Here is a 24,527-nt window from a genome sequence, read left to right as displayed (position 1 = left end):
TTGGCTTAAACAATTCACTTGAGCAAGATTATGTTGTTTCCAACTTTCAGAGAACCACATAATCATTGGTACATGTGTTTGTTGGCTCGGTGCGATTGCATAAGGTGAACCATGTAAATATAAACCATGTTCTCCGGTTGATTCGCCATGATCAGATAAATACCATAAACCTGTCTGATATTTTGATATTTCTTTTAGAGTATTAATCATTTGGCTTAATACATGGTCTGTATATACGATTGTATTATCATAACTATTTAGCAATTCGGTTTGCGAACAGCCCTGTATCGCATTCGTATCACAAGTGGGTTTAAAGGGTTGATATGCCTCAGGTGCACGCTTGTAATATGCAGGCCCGTGACTACCCACCTGATGCAAAACAATCAAACGTGGGCGATCATCATCTTTGGCAATAGTAGACAAATACTGCTTTAAGCTGTCAATGAGAATGTCATCATAACATTCGCCATCTTTACACCATTTTTTCTTTAAGTTTTCTGGAATTTGGTATTGTTCAACACGATCACATGCACCTTTACAACCCGAGTTATTATCAATCCAAGTCACTTGGTAACCCGCACGTTTTGCAATATCTAGTAAACCTTCGCGGTGACTAGCTAATTGCTCATCATAATCTACACGTGGCATACCCGAGAACATACATGGCACAGAAACAGCTGTCGCCGTACCGCATGAGCTCACTTGCGAAAAGTTGAAAATATCTTGTTTAGAAAGCTCCGGATTCGTATTTTTTGCATACCCATTTAGAGAGAAACTTTCGGCACGTGCCGTTTCACCGACAACAAGTATCATTAACTTAGGGAGGTTCTTTTGTACTCGCCGAACTTGATGAGCATCTTGTCCATATATCACAAGAGGCAGATTTTTCTTCGGAGCCTTCTTATGATAGTAAGACATAAGCGATGAAATACTATTTTGCGGTGAAATCATCCCTTTTAAATCACGATGTTCACGAAATATTGCAGCGAAATCGACATAGTAGGTAAAAAGTAAAACACCGACCACTGCAAATGAAGCTACCAGTGAGAATACTTTCTTCAATAACAACCGTGATACTTTTTCTTGTTTAAATTTAACTTGAGTAATTAAAAAAATGGGTAAAATAACAAAAAAAATTGTCCATAAAACAAAGCGTAAAGAGATTAGATCGGTAACTTCCGAAACATCGGTCTGCACCATATTTTGAATTTGGTCGGGTGAAATAATGACACCCAATGTGTTTACAAAATAAGAGCTAAAGCCACCAATAAATATCAATAAAATTGCAAAGATTTTGGCAGTCCATTTCCAATTTAAGATTTGTAAAACCGCATAATAGGTACCAACAAGAATTACGAGAGTAGCAACTAAAAACAAAATAGCCTTTACTCCAAAATATGGAGTTAAAGTATGGACTTGATGATAAAAACCAATATTTAAAATTGCACCTAGCCAAATGGCTATAATGAGATTAAACATAAACAGAGAAATCTGTTTATTTCTTAATGTTGAAAAAAAATTCAGCATCGTGAGTGACTACAATCTTTTTATGATGCTTTAATGTAGAAATTGAAACTTAAAAATGACTTAAATAAAAAATGATCTAATTTAGAGGCCTTATTTCATTATTATTTTTTAAATTTAACAAATAAAAAAAACGAGGTTAAGTTTAACCTCGTCTTTTCTATTTTTAGCTAAAAATCGTTATTAGAAACTATATTTAGCCATTAAACCAACACGGTTATCTTTGTAAGACTTACCAGCAAAGGTATCACGCTTACCGTTGACATACTCAACGCCTAAATCAATTGGTTTAACTGGCGTATAGATAAAGTTGATCCATGCTTGTTGAACTTTTTCATTTGCAGAGGCATTTAATCTCGCATAATCAGTGCCATCATCAGAGAACTGAGCACCATACGCTAAAGTAGAACGTAAGTTAGGTAAAATCTTATAAGTTCCACCCACTTGTACTGCTACAAATTCATTTTGCTCAATAGAATTCCCATCTACTGCGTATGGAGAGTTACTACCATACAAGTAACTATTATCACCCACAACATATGATGCGTCAGCAAAGAGTTTTAAAGGATCAGACACTTTAAAGTCAGTACCAACTGCAACGCCCCAACCAGTTTTATCATCATCAGCAAGTTGTGATTTATAATTTTCTACAAGAACACGAGCTGAAGCAGAACCTCTGCCTTCTGCATAGCCTTGAGTGATTTTAGCAGTTAATGCTGGTAGGCTATACTTAATACTATCACCTGTTACCGAAGTAGTACTATCACCTTTTTCAGCAGAAACAAATAATTGTGTAGTTGGGCCTAGTTTGTAGTTATAGCGTACTTGAGGTACACGTTTAGTACCACCACCAATGTTTGTCGAGAAGTCGATCATTTCTGGTGCATGGTTAGATAAGAAGTTTGAAGTCGTTTGACCAAACAACCAGTTGTTATAAGTTAAATAAGCATGGCGAATACGCAATGAACCATTTGAATCTGTGGTTGAACCAGCAAAATCGACTTCGATTTTACCACCAACTTTGTCGTCTCCAACAGGTGTATTAAAATCTAAACCTAGGCGTGTTGTTTTAGCAGTCGCACGTAATTTATCATGTGTTTTACCGTCTGACTTACTTACATCACCAAAGTCGTTATCTGCACCTTCAATAATATAGTTAGCATCGCCACGAACAAAACCATAAAGGTTCACATCAGCGCCAGCTTTAGACTTAAATCCTGCTAATGGAGAAGCAGGTGCTGCCACAGGTTGAGGTTGCGCTTTTACTTCAGCTAACTGTACTTGCTGTTGCTGCTGTACTTGTTGCTGTTGTTGCTGTACTTGACGTTGTTCTTGAACTAATGCTTTTAATGCTTCAACTTCTTGACGAAGCTTTCGAATTTCCTCTTTATCAGAAGTTGCCGCATTTGCCCCACTCATCATTAAAGCTGTTACTGTAATAGCTAAACTTTTAACAACAAACGATTTACGATTAAGGAATAGATCCATCAAAGACTCCTAAAAATATATTTTATGCTGCCTGTCCATGCCAAGTTGATTCGTGTGACCATTAAGCACTAAAGAATCAACCATCCTCCAAATTTGATTGCATTAATTTTATTACCGCAATCAAAACCAATTTTAACGCTGGGTAAGATTAAAAATTCCGGTCCAAAAGAATCAGCATTTACTTTTTGGTTTACAGAACCTTTACCTTAACTTCATGTTGTAACGAATCCTACACAACTCTCTTATCTTATATAATGATTAAATCATTATTTCATTATTCTTTTTTAGACTTTAGGCTAATATCCAATCTAAATGAATATTTTTTTACCAGTCTTATTTGATTCACATGATTTTTCTTGTTATTTGCATCCACTTTTCTCCTTGCAACTTCCTTTTGCTTTCCAAACAAGATGGCACAATTAATAAGCCATTTAAATAGCCAAAAATATACATTTTTAAAAGATTGGCTAAAAATATAAGTATGATTTTTTAGTGCAGCTTAGTTATATTTAAGTCTCTTTATTTCATCTACTTAAAGTTATTTTTTATACAGTTTTGGCAACTTTCCATAAGTAAATAGGAATTAAAAAGAGTACCGCAATACTGACAATAGCTATCAAATAATGGAAATAACCAAGCGCATCTGCAATGACTCCACTAAAGCTGTAAAGACCACCACTGACTGTCGCCATGACTGAAACCTGAAAAGTAAAATCGGTACCCGCATAGTTTTTTCGACTGTAATGCATAACCAAAGTTAACATCACAACTAGTAGCATGGCAGCAAAAGCATCTTCCAGGGCATTTACGGCATAGATAAGCCATGCATCTATTTTTATCTTTTGTTCATAAGCATAGGCCAAATAAACATACGCACCTAAACTCATGATTTTTAATATTGAAAAACTAATTAATGTAGTTGGCCTAGAAAAATACTTTAATACCCATCCTGCAATAAATGCTCCCACTAAAGCAGCTACAGCGCCTAGCATAGTGATGTAAACACCAATTTGGGTAAAACTTAATCCCATATCAACCATTAAGGGTTTGAGTAACGGCCCAGCTAAGCCATCTGCCACTTTAAAAGTGATGAGTACCATTAACCAAGAACGAAGTTCCTTATTTTGAGAGAAGTACCCCAAGTAAGCTTTAATCTTTGTAACTAGACTTGGTTGGCTATATTGATGAGGTGAATGAGAAGTATGAGATGGCTCTTTAAATAGTAAAATAGGTAAGGTATTAATAAAGACTAAAGCGGCTAATAATAGAAAAGTCGGCTGCCATGATAACCAGTCTAGGCACCATAACACGGCTCCCCCGCCCACAATAAAACCAAGTCGTGAACCTACAACTTGAAAAGTATTTCCCCAATGTTGCTGATCGTGTTGCAATAAATTGACCGCTAAAGCATCGGTCGCGATATCTTGAGTTGCGCCTGTTAAGTTCATAAATAACAGCGTAATAAAAAATATAAAGAGATAAAGAGGCTGATCTAAAACTTGTATAGGGAAAAAAGATAAAATACAAAGTACACCCACCGTCAAAAACTGAGCAGGTAAAATCCAGCTACGATAGTGACCTAAATGCGAGATGGCATGTCGATCTACCCACGGCGCCCAAAATATTTTGATTGACCAAGGCAACATGAGCAGCCCAAAACCACCAATATGGGCAAGAGATACACCTTGAGCTCTTAATATGACAGGTAAGGCATGCGTTATAAAACCTACAGGCAAACCTTGTGCCCAATATAAGGAAAAGAGCAAAAGATAAAGATTTTGCTGTCGGAACATATATACCTACTTTTATTTATTTGTGCGGTAATAACATGAAATACCATGCGTGGTCTTACATTTTGCCAATGAAGCGCAGATTTCAAAAGATTAAGATAAAACAAAGGATGATTTAAAACTTAAAAATATGGAACAACATTTCCCTAATCTACCGTCTCAGGTTCCCCAACGTGGTAATGCTTTAAGTCGAGCATTATTTAAAAAACTCTTTTTGGCACAAGGCTGGACTATAGAAGGTGAAGTTCCCAACTTTCCTAAAGCTGTAGCCATTATTTCTCCCCACACCTCCAATATTGATGGCTGGTATGGTTTTCTTGCCATTTTTGGACTCGGTATTCAAATTACGGTACTAGGTAAAGACAGTTTATTTAAGCCACCTTTTAAACGGGTTTTAGATTGGGCGGGCGTTATTCCTGTAAAACGTGACTCGGCCAATGGTCTGACTGAACAAGTCGTTGCGACTATCCAACAGTATGACAAGATCTGGATTGGAATGGCGCCAGAAGGCACACGTAAAAAAGCAAAAAAAATGAAGAGTGGTTTTTACCATATTGCTGCAAAAGCCAATATTCCTATTGTGATGTTTTCTTTTGATTATGACCGTAAGACTATTCACTGCTTAGGTTATTTAACTCCAAGCGGAAATTATGATGAAGATCTCGCCAAGATTTTTGAACGTTATGAAGGAAAAATATCACCGAAAAATCGTAATTGGCTTGCAGAGCCTTTACAAAATCTTGTGAAAAAAACCTAGCAAAATTTGAACGAATCTGGTCTGATGGGCCATCTTAATTTATCTTGCCATAGATTGTTTTTCGAAGATGAAAATTGCTCAATTTGCCAGTATCGGATTTATCTCTTTAGCCCTATTTGGCTGTGATAAGTTCAGCAAAACACCAACACCGACCACTTCAGTTAAAGCGCGCGAACCAGTGATCGCACTTGCATTGGGTGGCGGTGGAGCAAAAGGATTTTCACATATTGGTGTTATCAAAGTTTTAGAATCACATGGTATTAAACCGAAAATTGTTACGGGTACAAGTGCCGGTAGCTTCGTAGGCAGTATCTATGCCAGTGGACAAACACCTTATCAACTCCAAAATCTTGCGCTCAAATTGCAAGAGTCTGATATCCGCGATTTAACCCTGAATCGCCAAGGTATTATTCTTGGGCAAAAGCTACAGGACTATGTTAACCGTAACGTGGGTAACAAGCCTATTGAGAAATTCCCAATTCGTTTTGCAGCGGTAGCAACTCGTCTTGATAATGGCCAAAAAGCAGACTTTATTAAAGGTAATGCAGGACAAGCTGTTCGTGCATCATGCAGTATTCCAAATGTGTTTGTACCAGCAACCATTGGTAAGCAGAAATATGTAGATGGCGGATTGGTTAGCCCAATTCCGGTCAAAACAGCACGTGATATGGGTGCTGATATTGTGATTGCAGTTGATATTTCTGCACGTCCGGCAGGAAACCGACCTGCGAATATGTGGGGATTGCTTGATCAAACTATTAATATTATGGGTCAACAAAGTATTAATGAAGAGTTAAAGCAAGCTAACGTAGTGATTCAGCCTAAAGTTGGGCACTTAGGTACACTCGATTTAAAATCAAGTAATGAAGCTATTTTAGAAGGCGAAAAAGCTGCTCAAGGTCAAATTCGCCAAATTGAAACTGCAATTGCAAATTTCAAAAAATCTCCAGCCGCATTTAAGCCTGCACCACGTCCTAAATTTTAATTGAGGTGGTTTTTTTCTATCCACACTCTCCATCATCTGCTACAGTGGTAAAAGTGATATGAAATCACTTTTACCCATCATAAAGACATATAAAAGAGCAGATCTATGGAGTTTGTTGTAGAACCTTGGCATTGGTTTGTATTGGGTATCTTACTTATTCTTTCTGAGCTGATTCTCCCTGCCTTTGCCGCTCTCTGGTTTGGTATTGCAGCCATAATGGTTTGCTTTCTCTATTGGTTATTTCCAGATATCAGCCTTACTACTCAAATAGTGCTGTGGATTGTGTTATCGGTGCTATGTACCCTTCTCTGGTTTAAATTTATTAAGCCTTTATCTATTGATAAAACTAAAGCAGGTTTACCTCGAGAAGCGACTATTGGGCAAATTGGTATGGTGATTCAGACCGAACTTGCTCATGACCAAATTATTGTTCGTTTCCCTATGCCTATTTTAGGGGCCGATGAATGGAACTGCCGAAGCACCACCCCTGTTAAGGTCGGTGATCGGGTTCGAGTCATTGATATTTCGGGTAATGACTTAATTGTTCAGCCCCACAGCACTTCATAAACATTAAAGATAAAGAGAGGTTATTTTCATGCCAGTTGGTACTATTATTGTTTTAGCCTTTTTGGCTTTTGTTGCTGTTACCATTTTTAAAGGGGTACGTATTGTTCCTCAAGGTTATAAATGGATTGTTCAGCGTTTAGGAAAATATCATTCTACGCTTAACCCAGGGCTTAACTTCGTTATTCCTTATATCGATGACGTGGCCTATAAAGTCACCACTAAAGATATTGTGCTTGATATTCCATCACAAGAAGTCATTACCCGTGACAATGCTGTATTACTCATGAATGCCGTGGCGTATATCAATCTGACTACACCTGAAAAAGCAGTGTACGGTATTGAAAACTATACATGGGCCATTCAAAACCTTGTACAGACTTCACTACGTTCAATTGTCGGTGAAATGGATCTAGATGATGCTCTATCTTCACGAGATCACATTAAAGCAAAACTAAAAGCTGCGATTTCTGATGATATTTCAGATTGGGGGATCACCTTAAAAACAGTAGAAATTCAAGATATTCAGCCATCTTCCACCATGCAAGCTGCCATGGAAGCTCAAGCCGCTGCTGAACGTCAACGTCGTGCTACAGTTACCAAAGCTGATGGTGAGAAACAAGCTGCAATTTTAGAAGCAGATGGTCGTTTAGAAGCATCTCGCCGTGATGCCGAAGCGCAGGTTGTTTTAGCAGAAGCTTCTCAAAAAGCGATTGAAATGGTAACAAGTGCCGTAGGTGATAAAGAAATTCCTGTTGCTTACCTGTTAGGTGAACAGTACGTCAAAGCAATGCAAGATATGGCGAAATCAAGCAATGCTAAAACTGTTGTGTTACCTGCCGATGTTTTAAATACCATACGTGGCATTATGGGGAAGCATAATTAATTTAATTGCTTCAAATAAGCCATTGAAATCAAAACGGCGACAATCATGTCGCCGTTTTTTCTTTTATATTATTGGTTTTTTAATCTTTTCTGATCTTTCAAAGGAAGCTTTTTTACGACCAAGTCATAAGAGTCGCGAATTAAATCTCGGAGAAAATCGCTTGTTAAATTTTTATGCGGTTTAATCGAAATCCAGTGTTTTTTATTCATGTGATAGCCGGGAATAATAAATGGATAGAGTTCCTGATATTCCTGACTTTTATAAGGGTCACATTTGACATTAATCATTTTTACGCCAGACACTTCCACTGTCAGCATAAACATTTTTTCTAAAATTTTAAAAACTTCATACTCTGGACCAAATGGATGAGTTTGCTCACTAAAAGGGAGATTACGCGCCGCCTCTATTGCGAGTTGATGAAGCTGTTCACCATTCATTCTTTTCTCCTGTATTCATTAAGTCTGAATAGAAGTAGGAAGATTGATTTATGTTTTTATTAATTAGTACGAGCTAACAGGAATTGTGAAATCTCAACTAATTCTTTTGCATTTTCACCGAAATGCGCTAAAGCTTCGAAAGCTTGATCATGCAATTCTTTGGCATAAATCTGTGCTTGCTCTAGTCCCATTAGAGCAGGATAAGTCGATTTTTGTACTTGTTCGTCTTTACCAGCGGTTTTGCCTAAAGTTTCAGTGCTCGACGTAATATCCAAAATATCATCTTGGACCTGAAAAGCCAGTCCAATCGCTTGTCCGTATTGACGTAGTTTTGGAATTGCCTGATCAGTTCCCGGGAAAATTGTCACTGCCCCCATCATAATAGCAGCCTGAATAAGCGCACCCGTTTTATTACGGTGAATATTCTCTAGTTCGTCTTGAGAAATTTGCTTAGCTTCGGCTTGTAAGTCTAAAACCTGTCCACAAACCATTTTAGAACTAGCGGTAGCTAAAATTTGAATTTGCTTTAAGACAATTGCAGCATCCGTTCCCTGCCCTTGCTCATCAAACAAACGGCTGCCTAAAACTTCAAAAGCCATTGATTGTAAAATGTCACCCGCAAGTAACGCGGTATCTTCACCAAATGCAACATGACACGTTGGCTGACCACGGCGAAGCAAATCATTGTCCATACAAGGCAGGTCATCATGTGCTAAGGAATAACAATGGATGAGTTCAACAGCAACCGCAGCACGGCGAGCAGCCGCAAAATTTGGATTATCTTGTAAAGAAGCTGTAGCGTAACACAAAGCCGGACGCACACGTTTTCCACCGAGCATAACTGCATGGTGTACAGCGCTTTTTAAAGGTTCGGGAATTGAGAATGCAGCCAGTGTCGTCAATAAATCTTGTTGAATACGTTGTTGAGCTTGTTTTAAAACATCCGCATTAACTTGAGAGAGTGATGACACAGTCGCCTCGTAAAATCAGTAGAGAAATTTTATTGAATGTGATGAAACATTCATGTGCTACATCATACACGATTCACTGTAAAAAGTGCGTGATGAGTTATGGATGTCAGAAGTAAAAAGCCTCTCTAGGGTAGAGAGGCTTTTCATTTAAATGACTTTTAGAAACTGTCACCCGGAATGCGTACCCAACCTTCCATTAACACACGCGCACTACGACTCATAATGGCTTTTTTCACTACCCATTGGCCATTTGTAAGTTCAGCTTGGGCACCAACACGTAATGTTCCAGATGGATGTCCAAAACGTACTGCTTCACGCTCTCCGCCGCCAGCCGCTAAATTTACTAAAGTGCCTGGAATCGCAGCCGCTGTACCAATTGCCACCGCTGCTGTTCCCATCATGGCATGGTGAAGTTTGCCCATCGACAAAGCTCGAACGAGTAAGTCGACATCGTTCTCTGAAACGTTTTTACCGCTTGAAGCTGTGTAATTTTTTGGTTTAGAGACAAAAGCAATTTTTGGTGTGTGCTGACGTGCGGCTGCTTCTGAAATATCTTTAATTAAGCCCATCTGAACTGCACCATAGGCACGAATTTTTTCAAAACGTGCTAATGCTGCTGCATCACCATTAATATGATCTTGTAATTCAGTACCTTCGTAGCCTAAATCTTCTGCATTTAAGAAAATGGTTGGAATACCAGCATTAATAAATGTCGCTTGAAAACTACCAATTTCTGGAACATCTAATTGGTCAACAACATTCCCTGTCGGGAACATATCACCGCCCTCTTCACCATCATCGGCAGGGTCTAAAAACTCAATTTGAACTTCAGCGGCAGGAAAAGTTACCCCATCTAGTTCAAAGTCTCCGGTTTCTTGAACTTGGCCCTTGGTGATAGGTACATGCGCAATAATAGTTTTTTGAATATTTTTTTGCCAAATTCGAACAGTACAGAGGCCATTTTCAGGAATACGGTCGGCATCAACCAAACCATTTGAAATCGCAAATGAACCAACCGCAGCTGTCAAATTACCGCAGTTACCACTCCAATCTACAAAAGCTTGATCAATTGAAACCTGCCCAAACAAATAGTCGACATCATGATCTGGCTGTGTACTTTTAGCGAGAATAACGGTTTTACTGGTACTCGAGGTCGCTCCACCCATTCCATCAATTTGTTTTCCATAAGGGTCTGGGCTACCAATGACACGTAGCAAGAGTTGATCTCTTGCTTGACCTGCAACTTGAGCTTTTTCCGGCAAATCATCAAGTTTAAAGAATACACCTTTACTGGTTCCACCACGCATGTAAGTTGCTGGAATTTTAATTTGCGGTACGAAGCTCATATCAACTGTTATCCTTACTATTGTGTTTTTATATCTCAAAACAAGCAGACTTGTTTAGTCATTCGCTTCATCTTAAATCGTTTTATGATCAAGAGATAGCACTGTACTTATACATCAATCGTATTGACGCGGGTTTATTTTGGAAATTTCAATTCATACCTGCAATGACCGAATAAAGCAAAATCATAAGAAAAAAAGTCTATCAAAAAATATATTTTTGGAATATTTTTCAACCAATTTAACACGATTAAAAGCAAGTTTATGATTTTAAATATTTTTTATAGTTACTTTACAGTCATCCCTTGTTCAATTGTAGTCTAGGCTAAAATAAATCCATCTATTAGAATAATTTACTTATTCATTGTGAGTGAAGACCTTTGACCAACGAATCTTCTACACTTCAACGAGGACTAAAAAATCGACATATCCAATTAATTGCTATGGGTGGAGCAATTGGTACCGGATTATTTTTAGGCTCGGCGCAAGTGATTCAATCTGCGGGACCATCCATTATTTTAGGATATGCCATTGGTGGCTTAATTGCTTTTTTAATTATGCGCCACCTGGGAGAAATGATTGTTGAAGAACCTGTTGCAGGATCGTTCAGCCATTTTGCGTATAAATACTGGGGGAAATTTCCCGGATTTTTAGCTGGATGGAATTATTGGATGCTCTATGTTTTGGTTGCGATGAGTGAACTCACCGCGGTAGCCAAATATATTAATTACTGGTGGCCTCATATTCCAGCATGGACTTCTGTCTTATTTTTCTTTGTCGTGATTACGGCAATTAACCTAACAAACGTCAAATTTTATGGTGAGTCCGAATTCTGGCTCGCTATTATTAAAGTTGCTGCGGTTATCTCTATGATTGTTTTTGGCCTTTATTTGCTATTTACAGCAGATGTAGGTTCAAGCATTTCGTTTAGTAACCTTTGGTCTCATGGTGGATTTTTTCCAAATGGCTTTAGTGGCCTCTTCTATATGTTGGCTTTCTTGATGTTCGCCTTTGGTGGTATTGAACTAATTGGTATGGCCGCGGCAGAAGCAAAAGATCCGAAAAAAACCATTCCAAAAGCAATTAACCAAGTTGTTTTCCGTATCTTGATTTTCTATATCGGTTCACTAGCGATCTTACTTTCATTAGTGCCGTGGAACCAATTAGATCTAGGCGGACTCGATAAAAGTCCATTTGTTATGATTTTTAGTCAAATGGGTATTGGTTGGGCTGCACACTTACTGAACTTTATTATTTTAACCGCCGCTCTCTCTGTTTATAACAGTGGGATGTTTGCAAATAGCCGTATGCTTTACGGTTTAGCTCAACAAGGCAATGCACCAAAAATTTTCAAGAAAGTAAATAAACAAGGTGTACCTGTACCAGCAGTTTTGCTATCGGCATTACTCATTTTTGGCTGTGTTCTTTTAAATTACTTTGTACCAGAAGATGCTTTAAGCCACTTAATGTACATTGTTGTTGGAGCACTGGTATTGAACTGGGCGATGATCAGTATGACTCACCTTAAGTTTAAATCAGCAATGAAAAAACTCGGTCAAAAAACTCACTTTCCTGCACTTTGGGCACCGTTTAGTAACTATTTGGTTTTAGGTTTTATTGCTGTAGTACTCTACATTATGTGGAGTCAAGGCTTTAAAGAATCAGTGATGATGATTCCTATTTGGATCGTTCTCATGTTTATTTTGTTTAAAGTACTCAATGCCAAAGAACAGTAATCTAACAGCTTGTACTTAAAACTATAAAAAGTCATTGCCTCGGCAATGGCTTTTTTGTTTATAATCAGAAAATTATGCGCCCTTAGCTTAACTGGATAGAGCAGTTGCCTCCTAAGCGACCGACGTGGGTTCGAGTCCCGCAGGGCGCACACTTTTAGTGAATTAATCCTTCACTTCAGCCAGCAATGTTTCAGCTGCAAGTTTGCCTAAATTATTAGAAGCAAGCGGACTATCGCCCGTTAACAATTTACGGTCTCGATGACATTGACCAGTAATGCCAGTGTTCAAAATCTTCACACCGAGTTTTTCAAGATTTTCACCGACTAACCACGGTAAAGCTCCAGGCATGTAACCAATATCAATATTCGCTCCCTTATCTAACGAGTCAGGGAATACACAAATTTGATAATCTTTAAAAATATAATTCTCAGGCTGTTCATCTACTGCAGCAGCCAGTAACGAAGCTGGACCATGACATAACGTAATAATAAATTTGTCTTGTTCAACTGCCCATTTAAGAACTTTCTTCACTTCAAGGCTATGCGGAATCTTCGCTAACACACCATGCCCACCCGGAATAAATACAGCCGCATATGGAGAGTTTTCACCAACAACGTTTTCTAAAATATCAGCAAGTTTTAACGGATTTTTTAATTTATCTGCATATTTCTGGAAAGTATCTAATACCACTTGTTCTTGCTTTGGCATTGCCCACATTTCAAGTTTGGCTGGATTACCTGAAAGTGTCGCAACATCAATTTCAAATCCGGCATTATCTAAATGGAACATTGGCAAAAGCATTTCTACTGGATGGTTTCCGGTAGAAAAGAACTTACCGTTTTGCATCTGGATATAACGTTCATCAGTTGCAATCATTAAGACCTTTTTATTGCCTGCATATGGCATTGGATAGGTTGTGCCATCGTAATCTGTTTTAGGAGAAGTATATTGACTCAGTGAATATGGTGATGGGAAGAACGCATTATCTTCTGCCAAATCTGGAGTTGGATTTTTATCATTTGATGCTGGGGTATTCATGGTTACCATCCTTTAGAATTGAAGAGCGAAATAACAGCTTTAAGACAGTTATTATTTCTTAGTAAATGTATATTCAGATCAAGAAACAGGTGCAACAAGCCAATAGAATTTGGCAATTTTTATATAGAAATAGGCACAATTAATAATTATAAAATTTCAGTTTAGGCAAACATGTCATTCACCTAAACTGTCACAGATAAGATTAAGCATTCATCTCTAAAACGATCTTTCCAATATGGTCGCCCTGCTCCATACATGCATGAGCACTTTGTACATCTGAAAAAGCATACGTTTTATAAATTTGTGGTAAACACTTGCCTTGCTCCAATAACGGCCACACATGTTCATGTAAAGATTGAGCAATCTGTGCTTTTTCTTGGCTATTACGCGCTCGCATCGTTGAGCCTGTAATCGTTGCGCGTTTTAAAATCAGTTTTTGTAAATCAAATTCTTTTGCAATTCGACCTCCCATAAAGCCAATAATGACAAGTCGGCCATCACGTTTTAATAGATTTAAGTTTTTCTGAAAATAAGAACCACCCACAATATCCAAAATAACATCAACACCTTGTTCTTGAGTATGGTTCAAAATTTCCTGCTCAAAATCTTGGGTTTTATAATTAATTGCTGTGGTTAAATCAGAGAGTGCTTCAACTTTATCTTCACTACCAACCGTAGCAAAAGTTTTAATACCTAAAGCATGGCAAATCGCTAAAGCAGTGGTTCCGATCCCACTTGCACCGCCATGAATCAGGGCAGTTTCATCTTTCTTTAAACGGCCAATATCAAAAAGATTTGCCCAAACCGTAAAGAATGTTTCTGGAATCGCAGCAGCTTGAGTAAATGATAAATTCTCAGGTATTGGCAATACTTGAGTTGCAGTTACCGCACAGTATTCTGCATACCCGCCACCATTGGTTAAAGCACAAACCTTGTCCCCGACTTTAAACTGTTGCACTTGCTCACCCACAGCAACCACTACTCCAGCGACTTCAAGTCCAGGGATTTGAGTAACCCCTTTAGGCATTGGATATAACCCCATACGCTGTAAGACATCAGGGCGGTTAATTCCAGCAGCTTTAACCTCAATTAAAACTTCATCAGCTTGAGGTACCGGAACATTTGAATCTTGAAGTTTTAAAACCTCAGGTCCGCCAGGAACCGTAATTTCAACAATTTTCATGGTTGTCGGAAGATTCATTGATATGCTCCATGTTTGGTTTATATTTAAGACGTGTTGATTTACTTTAGTTTGTTGATAATTTAGGTGGAACTCCAAACAGCCGCTTAAACTCTCGACTAAACTGTGAGGCACTCACATATCCTACCTCATAGGCAGCTTCTGCAACGCCCATTTGGTTATTTAGGATTAGATCACGTGCCTTATGTAACCGAGTAATTTTGATGTACTGTAATGGAGAATAGTTGGTAACTTTCTTAAAAGCTTGATGAAAAAGCGAAACGCTCATTCCTGCTTGTTTAGCCAACTCCTGAACCGTTAAGTTACGATAATAATCTCTTTGAATAATTTCACAAATCGTATAAATCACTCCACTTCGGCTCATAATAGCCGAAAGGTTCTGGATAAAATCACCACCGCCAGCTTGTAAAACCCGATAAATAAGTTCTCGTTTCACCTGCTCTCCTAAGATTGCAGTATCTTGCTTAGAACGAAGTAAGTTCAACAAACGTAAAGCAACATCAGATATAACCGAGTTCATTTCAATAATATTTAAACCACAGCTCAGTTTTATCTCTTTGTTATCAAAGTTTTCTATAAGCGGTCGCTGCTCTTTATCCATTTTAGTCGCCAGCTCGGCCATCATTTGAGGTTCAAATTTAATCGCAATTGCAAGCATTGGTTCACGCTCAACCAACGTATCGCAATCAAAAGGAATAGCAATTGAGATAAATAAACACTGGCCTTGTTGAAACTTAAAAATATCTTTTCCGATATAAGCCCGTTTTACACCCTGAATGACTAAAACAATGGAAGGCTCTTGCAATACAGCAACCGGCTGTGTGGAATGATCTACCCTCATCAGGGTAATATTTGAAATATGAGTGGGATATAGCCCTTCTTGAGGAGCCAAATACAAAAAAGCCTCTACCAAACTTTTCGTCAAGTCATTCTGTTGCATTGCTTTATTTTTTACGGGCTATTTAAGATTTACTATATCAATCAAACTAAAAGGAAAAAGTATTTCTTGGTAGTACTTTGTATAAATAAGCAAGTTAAAGCTATTTTTAGGCATAAAAAAACCTAGATTTCTCTAGGTTTTTATCCTTAATCTGACTATTAAGCAGATAAGTTAAAGAACATAGCAGCAATTAGGATAATCACACCTAATACAATTCGATACCATGCAAATACACGTAATGTATGACGCTCAACGAAGAGTACGAGTGCTTTTACAACCAATAAAGCAGCAATAAATGCCGCAACAAAACCTACTCCAATATTAACCATATTGTCTGAAGTCAACACATCAGCATTTTTAATTAGGTCAAATGTCGCTGCACCTAGCATGGTCGGCATTGCAAGGAAAAAAGAAAACTCTGTTGCAGCTTTACGAGACAAGCCTGCAAACATCCCACCTACAATTGTCGCACCAGAACGAGAAGTCCCAGGAATCATCGCAACACATTGAGCCAGACCAACTAAAAGCGCCTGTTTAAACGTGATCTTGGTCGCATCATCCGTTTTATGTTCAAATTGTTTAGATTCAACCCAGAAAATAATAAGCGCGCCAACAATCAGAGCAATCGCAACCACAATTGGGCTAAATAAAACACTTTTAATAAAGTCTACAGCTAAAACGCCAATAATCACTGCCGGGAAAAAAGCAATTAAGACACTAATGGCAAAATGGCGTGACTCGACATCACCACTAAAAAAACCTTTGATTAAGTTAATGATTTTCTGACGATATAACCAACACACTGCCAGAATAGCACCTAACTGGATCACTACTTCAAAGACACGACCGCCATCTGAATGGAAATCGATAATATGACCAAATAAAATTAAATGACCAGTACTCGAAATAGGTAAAAATTCAGTTAAGCCTTCAACAAAGCCTAGAAACAGTGCTTTTATAACTTCAAAATTTTCCATAACTTGCTCAAAGAAAGTTAGTTAATCACTAGAACGATCTAAAATTTATTTTATCGCCACAGTTAGCCTTTTATTTGGCCGAACACGTGTTCAATATCAGATCATTTCTAGCATTTGTGGTTATTGCCTCTAGTGAAAGGCAGTTTATTTAAAGTGCGATAATGTATCACATCATAATGACAAACTTAGGTTAACTATCGTAAAAAGATAAAACTTGGTTAAAAATGGCCAAATTTTCTTTTGTTATAGATAAGTCTTTTACAATAGATGAGTTTAGAAAATCATCTTAAAAAGTCCTTAAAAAAACATGTTATTATTCCAATTAAATACAACTCATATCAAAAATTCAGACTGAATGAAAAATACCAAAATTAACGCACGTCATCTTATTATCGACCTCTTTCTTTCTTCCGCTTATCCTCAGCTCAGTATCAAACAAATTTTGGTTGCAGCTAAACTTTTTAACTTAAGTGAAAATGGTATTCGAGTTGCGACAACACGCTTGTTAAATGAAGGTATGATCCAGAGCGTAGAACGCGGAATCTATCAACTTTCTCCATCTGCAAAAGATTGGGCGAAAGTTATTCTCAATCGTAAAAATGGAATTAAACAAACTAAAGAATGGCAGCAGCATTATCTTGCCGTGTTTACAGGAACCTTAGGCCGCATAGACCGAACAGCACTAAAAAAACGGGAACGTGCACTTCGTCAATTTGGTTTTAAAGAGCTGGAAACTGGTATTTACATCCGCCCAGACAATTTAGCTTATAGCTTTGAAAAAACCTGTGATGAGCTTGTTTTAGCAGGGCTAGAGAAAGAAGCAAAAATTTGTATTATTCAGCATTTCGACTCAACAACGCTTAAGCAAATTTTTTCTTTATGGGATACCAAACAACTCGAAAAAAATTATGAAATGTATAGTCGAGATATTACGCACTGGCTTGAAAATTATGCTCACTCCCCTTTAAACGATGCAGCAGTCAAGGCACTTCTTTTAGGAAGGGAAACTATTGCCTTACTCATGAATGACCCATTATTACCAGAGCCATTTGTAAATGAATCTGCTCGTAATCAATTTGCTCAAGATGTACAGCAACTAGATGCAATTGGCCAAAAACTTTGGAAAAAAATATATGAACAGGAATTAAATTTATAGCCATCTGATTTATTTTTTTACAAACAAATATTTCACTTTTTAAATTTTTATGACTATATTTGTAATATAAAATATGGATACCAAACTCTAATTTGGGAGAATAAAAATGAATGCACAGGTGAGTGTTACCGATCTATTTAGCAGAAAAGAAATACAAGAGCTTACAGAACCTTCAGATGCATATGGCGCTTGGGCCGTTGCTAGCACATGGGCTGTTATTGGAGGAACATTTGCCAGCTTAATTATGATGTGGGATTACTTACCGAGTTGGGGGAAATTATTAGCATGTATGCTTGCTCTAGCTGTTTTAGCTGGCCGTCAGTTATGCCTCGCAATTTTAATGCACGATGCATCCCATAAAAGTTTATTCAAAAATAAGAAAATAAATGATTTCGTTGGGGAGTGGCTATGTGCCCGCCCAATCTGGAACGACCTACAAAAATATCGTGTACACCATGTTCGTCATCACGCCAAAACATCTACACCAGATGACCCAGATCTTTCTTTAGTTGCAGGCTTTCCTGTCAGTAAAAAATCTCTTACTCGTAAATTCTTACGCGACTTAACCGGTATAACAGGATTAAAGTTTAGCTTAGGCCGTGTGTTGATGGACCTTGATGTCATGAAATGGACTGTAGCCAATGATCAAATCTGGTTAGACCGCAGTGATAAAAAATTTGTTGACTATGCAAAGAGTATTGCAAAAAACAGTACAGGCGCTATTGCAACCAACCTATTACTTTATGGTGTTTTAAAAGCATGTGGTCAACAACGTTTTTATTGGTTATGGCCTTTGGCTTATTTGACTCCATTTCCATTATTTTTAAGAATCCGTTCAATGGCAGAACATGCAGGTATGCAAACCAGCAATACTGCTTTAACTAACACTCGTACTACACGTGCAGGTTGGATTGCGAGAAGCTTTGTGGCCCCTATTCATGTCAATTACCATATGGAACATCATTTAATGGCGTCTGTTCCATATTTTAAATTACCGCGTATGCACAAAATATTAAGAGAACGTGGGCATGTGCCCACTCCACCGAGCTATTTTGAAGTAATTCATACACTTTCATCAAAACAAGAGTTAACAAATTAAGATAGGGTTAGAAGACCACTTTCAAATTTGTGGTCTTCTAGATTATTCACGTATCTCTAAATTTTTTAGTTTTAACTGAGTTTGATAATACTTCGGTGTCACTCCCATCCAGCGTTTAAAAGCGCGGGTGAAATGGGATGTATCGGCATAGCCTAAACTTAATGCCACAGATTCAATTGACATTAAACTATTTTGCAAAAGTTCTTGTGCATATTGCTTTCGAGTTAAATCAACTAATGCTGAGAAGCTTGTATTCTCTATTGCTAAATACCGCTGTAGGCTACGTTCTGACATATTCATCATTTGGGCAACTTGCTTAACTTTTAATATTTCCCCCTGACTATTGATCAATAATTTTTTTATTACTTGGCTAATTTCTGCTTTCCACCCACTTCGTAACTTCAATTTATCAATATCTTTTTTACACTGTGCTTTCAGTAAAGGTGCCAGCATAGGATCAGCCGTGAGTACAGGCTGCATTAAATATTCTTTTGGAAAAATCCAAATATTATGTTTTTGCTCAAATAAACAACTTACGCCTAATTTATCTTTTATTTTTGAAAAACCTAGTGGTTCGGACATATTCAATTGCACTGTACCTAAAGAAGATAACCCTGTTAGATGTTTTGCGATGTAAACAAAACCTAACAACAAAAAAATAGTCGCATCTGAACTTAATTGAAAACTTTTTAAAGGTTGATGAATAGACCAGTAAACATCGTCTTGCTCTTGCTTTAACTCAGGTTTAAAGGCATCACAACGTGAACCAATAAATTGTTCAAGTATTTTTAAAGCCTCCTCAAGATTTGCAGATACCATGGCTGCCATACCGACAGAACCATAACAAGAAGCTTTCATTTCCAACGCCAAATAACCCGCTAATGCTGGCTCATGAGTGAGTTGAATCGCATGCTCAAGTAAGTTATTTAAGGTATTAAACTCAACATACCAATACGGTTTTTTTAATTGTTCCGGTGTTACTCCACTACCCTCTAAAAACTGCTCACAAGAGATACCTCTGCGCTTAACGATCTCAGCTAATAAATTAATATAAGTTCCGGGTAATTCTGGAGTCATGAGCGGCCCATTAGAAAGCGTAATTGTGGCGTTAAATGGTAAAAACTGTCAGTTCATGAACTATGCCATGCTTTTAAATTCAGGCATAGTCACTTAAGACAAACTGACTTAACTCTCCGACATTCCACTAAAAACCAATCTTATCTTTAAGAGTAAAGACACTATGAATATCCTGATTGTTCATGCTCATCCAGAACCTCTGTCTTTTACAACTTCCCTAAAAACGACAGCACAGCAAACCTTAAAAAAATTGGGCCATCAAGTAGAAATTTCCGATTTATATGCAATGCAGTTTAATCCTGTTGCCTCTAAGGAAGATTTTTTAGAACTCAATCAACCTGATTATTTTAACTATGCATTAGAACAGCGGAATGCCACAAAACAACAACTTTTGTCTCCTGATATTCAAGCAGAAATTGACAAAGTAAACCGTGCCGATCTAGTAATCTTGAACTTTCCGCTTTATTGGACTTCTGTTCCAGCAATTTTAAAAGGCTGGATTGATCGTGTATTTGTCTCTGGACTTTTTTATGGGGGTAAGCGGTTTTACAACCATGGTGGCATGGCAGGTAAAAAAGCAATGCTCTGTTTAACACTCGGTGGTAGAACACATATGTTTGGGGAAAATTCTATTCACGGACCAATTGAACATTATCTATCACCGATTCAACGCGGTACTTTGGCTTATACTGGCTTTGAAGTTCTTCCCCCATTCATTGCCTACCATGTACCTTACATTAGCCAAGAAGCACGTGAAACTATTCTTGAGGACTATGTCACGTATCTCACTCACCTTGACCAACTTGAACCTTTAAAATTTCCTAAACTTGAAGAATTTGATGAAAAGTTATATCCCCTCTAATGCTATGTTTTAAATCTAAAAGGCGCGATAACCGATTTCTTTTCTATTTCGGTTATCCCTTAAATAAAGCAAGCTTAAATCCAGCAATTAATTCCTCAAAAAATTTGACCAAATAGTAAAGGAAATACTCTCAATTTTTATCAAGCAAATAACAATATAAAACCGAATCAATAATATACATGTGTAGAGAAACTAGACATATCCATTAAAAATGATGACCAATACTCATTTCATAATCAATCAATTCATATTTTTACAAAAAAATCTTTGACCATTTTTCTTGGATTTATGACAAAAATGTCATAAAAAAAAGCAACTTTAATAATAGATAAAAAATATAAATATCAATTATTTAAATTAATTAAACAACAAAAATATTCCTTCATATTTCATTCATTATTGCCATTTTTTGTATAAAAAGTGAGTACTCTGCAGTTCATAGAACAGATTTACTCTTAGTGTAATTATGCTATTTTTGTTACATGGAGTTATCAATGCTTTGAAACTTGTAATTCAAAGCACTGAAGGCAACACAGTTTAAACGGTTTAACTCTGTTACTTTTAAAAAAATGTCTTGAAGTTCAAGGAAAGATTAAAAATGAAATTAAAACATCTGAGCACTGCAATGATTTTAGCAACGCTGCCTGCAACTGGGGTTTTTGCAGCAGCTTTAGATCGCTCTGGACAGTCAATGTCTGCGTTCTTCCAACCTGGCAATTACTTTGAAGCAGGTATTTCTGTTCTAGATCCTGATGTAGCTGGTAAAGAAGCTGGATCTAGTGCCACACGTCGTGATATTGGCGATATGGCGAATGACTACTACTTCCCAAGTGCTGCATTAAAATTACAAATTAATGACCAATTTTCTTTCGGTCTACTCTACGATCAACCATTTGGAGCAGATGCAGAATATTCAGGTAATAACGTATTCGTTTCTCAGCCAGGTTCTGATTCTGTTTTATCAGCCACTGCGATTGATGGGATTGTCACTAAAAAAGCAACTGAAGCTTTGCAAGCACAAGGTTTGCCTGTTAATGACCAAACTTTAGCTTTAGCAAAAGGTCAAGTTTTAGCAAGTCCTCAATTTAAACAACTTGCTGGCGCTCTTGCTGCGGCAAATAATTATTTAGGTAATGGCGGAACTAAAGTTAAAGTTGATACACAAAACTTATCTTTTGTATTTGGTTATCAACCAACTAAAAACTTTAACTTCTATGCAGGCCCTGTATTACAAACCGTTAAAGGTAATGTAAGTTTACGAGGTCAAGCTTATAGCCTTTATAATGGTTATGATGCAAGTATTAAAGAAACTACTGGTGCTGGTTGGTTAGCAGGGGCAGCTTATCAGATTCCTGAAATCGCACTTAGAGCATCTGTAACTTATCGTTCTGAAATTGATCATAAAGTGGATATTAATGAAAATCTATCTTTATTGAATTTCCCTGGTCTTACTTCAGTACTTACTGGTTTAGACGTTCCAGCATCTAAACTTCAGGCAATTAATTCATCTGGTAAAACTACAATCACAACACCACAGTCTGTTAACCTTGATTTTCAAACAGGTATCATGGCTGATACAGTTGCGTTTGCCAATGTACGCTGGGTGAACTGGAAAGATTTCTCAATTCAGCCATATAAATTTGGCAAAGTCTCAGAAGCTGTAGGTGGTCTTGTTGGACGTCCAAATGGCTTCAACCTAGTTGAATATTCTGATGACCAATGGTCTGTGAACGCTGGTGTAGGCCGTAAACTTAATGATAAATGGGCTGGTAATGTTTCTGTAGGTTGGGACTCTGGTGCAGGTAATCCTGTAACAACATTAGGACCAACAGAAGGTTACTGGAACGTAGGTTTAGGTGTTCAATATAGCCCTACTCCACAAACTTTCATCGCTGGTGGCGTAAAATACTTCTGGTTGGGTGATGCCAAAGCTCAAACAGGCGCGCAAGCAGGTAGTGATCAATATGTTGCAGACTTCTCTGATAACGATGCTATCGCTTACGGTTTAAAACTTGGTTATAAATTCTAAGTTTCAAAAACCAATCTAAATAAAAAAGGCGCTTACAGCGCCTTTTTTATTATCTATTTTTTCTTGCTTAAGCAGGAATATTGCGCTGTGAAACAGAACGGATTGCTTCTTTTAATGCATCATAACCATTGATTGCAGGAAACTGCGGGAACTCTGCAATAACATTTGCAGGCGCATCAAACAAGAAACCATGGTCGGCTTCACCAAGCATCGTTGTATCGTTATATGAATCACCTGCTGCAATCACACGGAAATTCAAACCATGTAGTGCTTTAACCGACTCACGTTTTTGGTCAGGTTGGCGAAGTTTATAAGCGGTAATCATACCATTTTCATCTGTCTCTAATTTATGACAGAAAATTGTTGGCCAGCCTAATTGCTTCATTAAAGGATGAGCAAACTCATAGAAAGTATCCGACAAAATGACCAGCTGGAAATGATTGCTCACCCATTCAACAAACTCTTTTGCACCTGGTAGTGGCCCCATCTCGGCAATAACTTCTTGGATGTCTTTTAAGCCTAAACCGTGTTGTTTTAGGATATTCAGACGCTGAGTCATTAAAACATCATAATCCGGAATATCACGAGTTGTTGCTTCTAGTTCTTTAATCCCTGTTTTTTTTGCGAAATTGATCCAAATTTCAGGAACTAAAACTCCTTCAAGATCTAGGCATACGATTTCCATGAATGCTTCCAACGTTGGTTAAAAATTGCTGTATCATACCATTAAGATTTTCAGTTTTGCGTTGTTATTGATCAAATCAATTTTATTCATAAGGATTGAAATTAAAGTGCTAAGCAAATTATTCACTATCCTTTAGAATATTTTTCATAACTCAATGCGCCCAAGCCTTTTGCCAGGAACACACATGACCGTTATTCCGACTATTGATATCGTAGATGCTCTTGCTGCTGAATATGCAACCAAAAGCCCTCGAGAAATTTTAGAACTTGCCTTAAGCCAACAAGGTGAAATTGCAATTTCGTTTTCGGGAGCAGAAGATGTTGTGTTAATTGATATTGCTTCACGCTTAGGCAAACCTTTCCGTGTATTTAGTCTCGACACAGGCCGCCTGCATGCCGAAACTTATCAATTTATTGAAACTGTCCGTAAACACTACAATATCAATATCGAAATTTGTTTCCCTGAATCTGAAGCTGTTCAAAACATGGTAAACGAAAAAGGTTTATTTAGCTTCTTTAAAGATGGACATCAAGAATGCTGTGGCATTCGAAAAGTTCAACCTTTACGTAAGAAACTAGCGACCTTAGATGGCTGGATTACAGGTCAGCGTAAAGATCAGAGCCCTGGTACACGTACTGAAATTCCAGTGGTGCAAGCTGATGCAGGCTTCTCTGGTCCGGGTAAGCAACTTATTAAATATAATCCGCTTGCGAACTGGTCTAGCGCCGATGTGTGGAGTTATATCCGCATGATGGAAATTCCATATAACCCTCTACACGAGCGTGGTTTTGTTTCGATTGGTTGTGAGCCATGTACACGTCCAGTACTTCCAAATCAACATGAACGTGAAGGCCGTTGGTGGTGGGAAGAAGCAACACAAAAAGAATGTGGCTTACATGCAGGTAACTTGAAAAAATAGTTCGGTATAAAAAAACCACTGATGAATCAGTGGTTTTTTTACAGTTATATCTCGTACACAAAG

22 protein-coding genes and 1 tRNA gene are annotated in these 24,527 nt (G+C 37.7%); 11 read left to right on the top strand and 12 right to left on the bottom strand.

The features are described from left to right. The 3 genes from MKL62_RS07770 to MKL62_RS07760 all read right to left on the bottom strand — a co-directional run. On the bottom strand, positions 1-1,527 hold a 1,527-nt coding region (locus MKL62_RS07770; protein ID WP_270899755.1), incomplete at its 3' end, for a phosphoethanolamine transferase. A 180-nt stretch (positions 1,528-1,707) separates the two neighbouring features. Next, positions 1,708-3,012, bottom strand: a complete 1,305-nt coding sequence (locus MKL62_RS07765; RefSeq protein WP_000362908.1) for a DcaP family trimeric outer membrane transporter — start codon at positions 3,010-3,012, stop codon at positions 1,708-1,710. Between the two features lie 545 nt (positions 3,013-3,557). Continuing rightward, positions 3,558-4,805, bottom strand: coding sequence for an MFS transporter (locus tag MKL62_RS07760; protein ID WP_033522913.1), 1,248 nt, complete (start codon positions 4,803-4,805; stop codon positions 3,558-3,560). Positions 4,806-4,932: 127 nt separating this feature from the next. Between MKL62_RS07760 and MKL62_RS07755 the strand changes: the two genes are divergently transcribed. From MKL62_RS07755 to MKL62_RS07740, 4 genes are all read left to right on the top strand, one after another. Further along, positions 4,933-5,559, top strand: coding sequence for a lysophospholipid acyltransferase family protein (locus tag MKL62_RS07755; protein ID WP_000434847.1), 627 nt, complete (start codon positions 4,933-4,935; stop codon positions 5,557-5,559). A 67-nt stretch (positions 5,560-5,626) separates the two neighbouring features. After that, positions 5,627-6,544: a patatin-like phospholipase family protein gene (locus MKL62_RS07750; protein WP_000684973.1), complete on the top strand. Its 918-nt coding sequence runs from the start codon at positions 5,627-5,629 to the stop codon at positions 6,542-6,544. A 105-nt stretch (positions 6,545-6,649) separates the two neighbouring features. Next, a complete protein-coding gene (locus MKL62_RS07745) occupies positions 6,650-7,111 on the top strand; it encodes an NfeD family protein (protein WP_000397559.1) in 462 nt (153 codons plus the stop codon). A gap of 28 nt (positions 7,112-7,139) precedes the next feature. Then, positions 7,140-7,994 (top strand): SPFH domain-containing protein, encoded by an 855-nt coding sequence (locus MKL62_RS07740; RefSeq protein ID WP_001143941.1) that lies wholly within the window; start codon positions 7,140-7,142, stop codon positions 7,992-7,994. A 68-nt stretch (positions 7,995-8,062) separates the two neighbouring features. Here the strand turns inward: MKL62_RS07740 and MKL62_RS07735 are convergent, their stop codons facing one another. From MKL62_RS07735 to prpF, 3 genes are all read right to left on the bottom strand, one after another. Next, complete coding sequence (locus tag MKL62_RS07735) at positions 8,063-8,431, bottom strand: MmcQ/YjbR family DNA-binding protein (RefSeq protein ID WP_001012947.1); 369 nt, start codon at positions 8,429-8,431, stop codon at positions 8,063-8,065. A gap of 59 nt (positions 8,432-8,490) precedes the next feature. Further along, complete coding sequence (locus MKL62_RS07730; protein ID WP_000097109.1) at positions 8,491-9,402, bottom strand: polyprenyl synthetase family protein; 912 nt, start codon at positions 9,400-9,402, stop codon at positions 8,491-8,493. A gap of 158 nt (positions 9,403-9,560) precedes the next feature. Continuing rightward, a complete protein-coding gene (gene prpF / locus MKL62_RS07725; protein WP_005127999.1) occupies positions 9,561-10,748 on the bottom strand; it encodes a 2-methylaconitate cis-trans isomerase PrpF in 1,188 nt (395 codons plus the stop codon). A 377-nt stretch (positions 10,749-11,125) separates the two neighbouring features. Between prpF and MKL62_RS07720 the strand changes: the two genes are divergently transcribed. Both MKL62_RS07720 and MKL62_RS07715 read left to right on the top strand, forming a co-directional pair. Then, positions 11,126-12,481, top strand: coding sequence for an amino acid permease (locus tag MKL62_RS07720; RefSeq protein ID WP_002016863.1), 1,356 nt, complete (start codon positions 11,126-11,128; stop codon positions 12,479-12,481). 76 nt (positions 12,482-12,557) lie between these two features. Beyond that, a tRNA-Arg gene (locus MKL62_RS07715) sits at positions 12,558-12,630 on the top strand. Between the two features lie 13 nt (positions 12,631-12,643). Here the strand turns inward: MKL62_RS07715 and hchA are convergent. The 4 genes from hchA to MKL62_RS07695 form a co-directional block, all read right to left on the bottom strand. After that, positions 12,644-13,519 (bottom strand): glyoxalase III HchA, encoded by an 876-nt coding sequence (gene hchA, locus MKL62_RS07710; protein ID WP_001095760.1) that lies wholly within the window; start codon positions 13,517-13,519, stop codon positions 12,644-12,646. Between the two features lie 202 nt (positions 13,520-13,721). Next, positions 13,722-14,720, bottom strand: a complete 999-nt coding sequence (locus MKL62_RS07705) for an NAD(P)H-quinone oxidoreductase (RefSeq protein ID WP_001053074.1) — start codon at positions 14,718-14,720, stop codon at positions 13,722-13,724. 46 nt (positions 14,721-14,766) lie between these two features. Further along, on the bottom strand, positions 14,767-15,660 hold the full coding sequence (locus MKL62_RS07700) for an AraC family transcriptional regulator (protein ID WP_005127998.1): 894 nt from the start codon (positions 15,658-15,660) through the stop codon (positions 14,767-14,769). A gap of 158 nt (positions 15,661-15,818) precedes the next feature. Continuing rightward, positions 15,819-16,637, bottom strand: a complete 819-nt coding sequence (locus MKL62_RS07695) for an undecaprenyl-diphosphate phosphatase (RefSeq protein WP_000426931.1) — start codon at positions 16,635-16,637, stop codon at positions 15,819-15,821. A 355-nt stretch (positions 16,638-16,992) separates the two neighbouring features. Between MKL62_RS07695 and MKL62_RS07690 the strand changes: the two genes are divergently transcribed. Together MKL62_RS07690 and MKL62_RS07685 are read left to right on the top strand one after the other, a co-directional pair. Further along, the gene (locus MKL62_RS07690) at positions 16,993-17,793 is read left to right on the top strand and encodes a PaaX family transcriptional regulator C-terminal domain-containing protein (protein ID WP_000799162.1); all 801 of its coding nucleotides are present in this window, start codon (positions 16,993-16,995) and stop codon (positions 17,791-17,793) included. 106 nt (positions 17,794-17,899) lie between these two features. Further along, on the top strand, positions 17,900-18,892 hold the full coding sequence (locus tag MKL62_RS07685; RefSeq protein ID WP_000993896.1) for a fatty acid desaturase family protein: 993 nt from the start codon (positions 17,900-17,902) through the stop codon (positions 18,890-18,892). 42 nt (positions 18,893-18,934) lie between these two features. On the opposite strand, the gene MKL62_RS07680 is transcribed toward MKL62_RS07685, so the two are convergent. Continuing rightward, positions 18,935-19,969 (bottom strand): AraC family transcriptional regulator, encoded by a 1,035-nt coding sequence (locus MKL62_RS07680; protein ID WP_005127996.1) that lies wholly within the window; start codon positions 19,967-19,969, stop codon positions 18,935-18,937. Positions 19,970-20,132: 163 nt separating this feature from the next. Here MKL62_RS07680 and MKL62_RS07675 point away from each other — a divergent pair, with 163 nt between their 5' ends. Together MKL62_RS07675 and MKL62_RS07670 are read left to right on the top strand one after the other, a co-directional pair. Continuing rightward, on the top strand, positions 20,133-20,831 hold the full coding sequence (locus MKL62_RS07675) for an NAD(P)H-dependent oxidoreductase (RefSeq protein WP_005127995.1): 699 nt from the start codon (positions 20,133-20,135) through the stop codon (positions 20,829-20,831). 598 nt (positions 20,832-21,429) lie between these two features. Continuing rightward, positions 21,430-22,860 (top strand): OmpP1/FadL family transporter, encoded by a 1,431-nt coding sequence (locus MKL62_RS07670; RefSeq protein ID WP_005127994.1) that lies wholly within the window; start codon positions 21,430-21,432, stop codon positions 22,858-22,860. Positions 22,861-22,927: 67 nt separating this feature from the next. On the opposite strand, the gene thrH is transcribed toward MKL62_RS07670, so the two are convergent. Beyond that, positions 22,928-23,545 carry a bifunctional phosphoserine phosphatase/homoserine phosphotransferase ThrH gene (gene thrH / locus MKL62_RS07665; protein WP_000406996.1) on the bottom strand — a complete coding sequence of 206 codons (618 nt, stop codon included), beginning with the start codon at positions 23,543-23,545 and terminating at the stop codon, positions 22,928-22,930. 184 nt (positions 23,546-23,729) lie between these two features. Here thrH and MKL62_RS07660 point away from each other — a divergent pair, with 184 nt between their 5' ends. Next, positions 23,730-24,464, top strand: coding sequence for a phosphoadenylyl-sulfate reductase (locus tag MKL62_RS07660; protein WP_005127993.1), 735 nt, complete (start codon positions 23,730-23,732; stop codon positions 24,462-24,464). Positions 24,465-24,527 lie beyond the last annotated feature (63 nt).

It is taken from the genome of Acinetobacter sp. AOR01_HL (assembly GCF_027855455.1).
Lineage (GTDB): Bacteria > Pseudomonadota > Gammaproteobacteria > Pseudomonadales > Moraxellaceae > Acinetobacter > Acinetobacter baumannii.
The sequence above is the reverse complement of the archived record's forward strand: the minus strand, read 5'-3'. Positions and strand labels throughout refer to the sequence as shown.

Coding starts and splice junctions, on each gene's coding strand:
- MKL62_RS07765 (WP_000362908.1), bottom strand. CDS start 3,012: ATGGATCTATTCCTTAATCGTAAATCGTTTGTTGTTAAAAGTTTAGCT.
- MKL62_RS07760 (WP_033522913.1), bottom strand. CDS start 4,805: ATGTTCCGACAGCAAAATCTTTATCTTTTGCTCTTTTCCTTATATTGG.
- MKL62_RS07755 (WP_000434847.1), top strand. CDS start 4,933: ATGGAACAACATTTCCCTAATCTACCGTCTCAGGTTCCCCAACGTGGT.
- MKL62_RS07750 (WP_000684973.1), top strand. CDS start 5,627: ATGAAAATTGCTCAATTTGCCAGTATCGGATTTATCTCTTTAGCCCTA.
- MKL62_RS07745 (WP_000397559.1), top strand. CDS start 6,650: ATGGAGTTTGTTGTAGAACCTTGGCATTGGTTTGTATTGGGTATCTTA.
- MKL62_RS07740 (WP_001143941.1), top strand. CDS start 7,140: ATGCCAGTTGGTACTATTATTGTTTTAGCCTTTTTGGCTTTTGTTGCT.
- MKL62_RS07735 (WP_001012947.1), bottom strand. CDS start 8,431: ATGAATGGTGAACAGCTTCATCAACTCGCAATAGAGGCGGCGCGTAAT.
- prpF (WP_005127999.1), bottom strand. CDS start 10,748: ATGAGCTTCGTACCGCAAATTAAAATTCCAGCAACTTACATGCGTGGT.
- hchA (WP_001095760.1), bottom strand. CDS start 13,519: ATGAATACCCCAGCATCAAATGATAAAAATCCAACTCCAGATTTGGCA.
- MKL62_RS07705 (WP_001053074.1), bottom strand. CDS start 14,720: ATGAATCTTCCGACAACCATGAAAATTGTTGAAATTACGGTTCCTGGC.
- MKL62_RS07700 (WP_005127998.1), bottom strand. CDS start 15,660: ATGCAACAGAATGACTTGACGAAAAGTTTGGTAGAGGCTTTTTTGTAT.
- MKL62_RS07695 (WP_000426931.1), bottom strand. CDS start 16,637: ATGGAAAATTTTGAAGTTATAAAAGCACTGTTTCTAGGCTTTGTTGAA.
- MKL62_RS07690 (WP_000799162.1), top strand. CDS start 16,993: ATGAAAAATACCAAAATTAACGCACGTCATCTTATTATCGACCTCTTT.
- MKL62_RS07685 (WP_000993896.1), top strand. CDS start 17,900: ATGAATGCACAGGTGAGTGTTACCGATCTATTTAGCAGAAAAGAAATA.
- MKL62_RS07680 (WP_005127996.1), bottom strand. CDS start 19,969: ATGACTCCAGAATTACCCGGAACTTATATTAATTTATTAGCTGAGATC.
- MKL62_RS07675 (WP_005127995.1), top strand. CDS start 20,133: ATGAATATCCTGATTGTTCATGCTCATCCAGAACCTCTGTCTTTTACA.
- MKL62_RS07670 (WP_005127994.1), top strand. CDS start 21,430: ATGAAATTAAAACATCTGAGCACTGCAATGATTTTAGCAACGCTGCCT.
- thrH (WP_000406996.1), bottom strand. CDS start 23,545: ATGGAAATCGTATGCCTAGATCTTGAAGGAGTTTTAGTTCCTGAAATT.
- MKL62_RS07660 (WP_005127993.1), top strand. CDS start 23,730: ATGACCGTTATTCCGACTATTGATATCGTAGATGCTCTTGCTGCTGAA.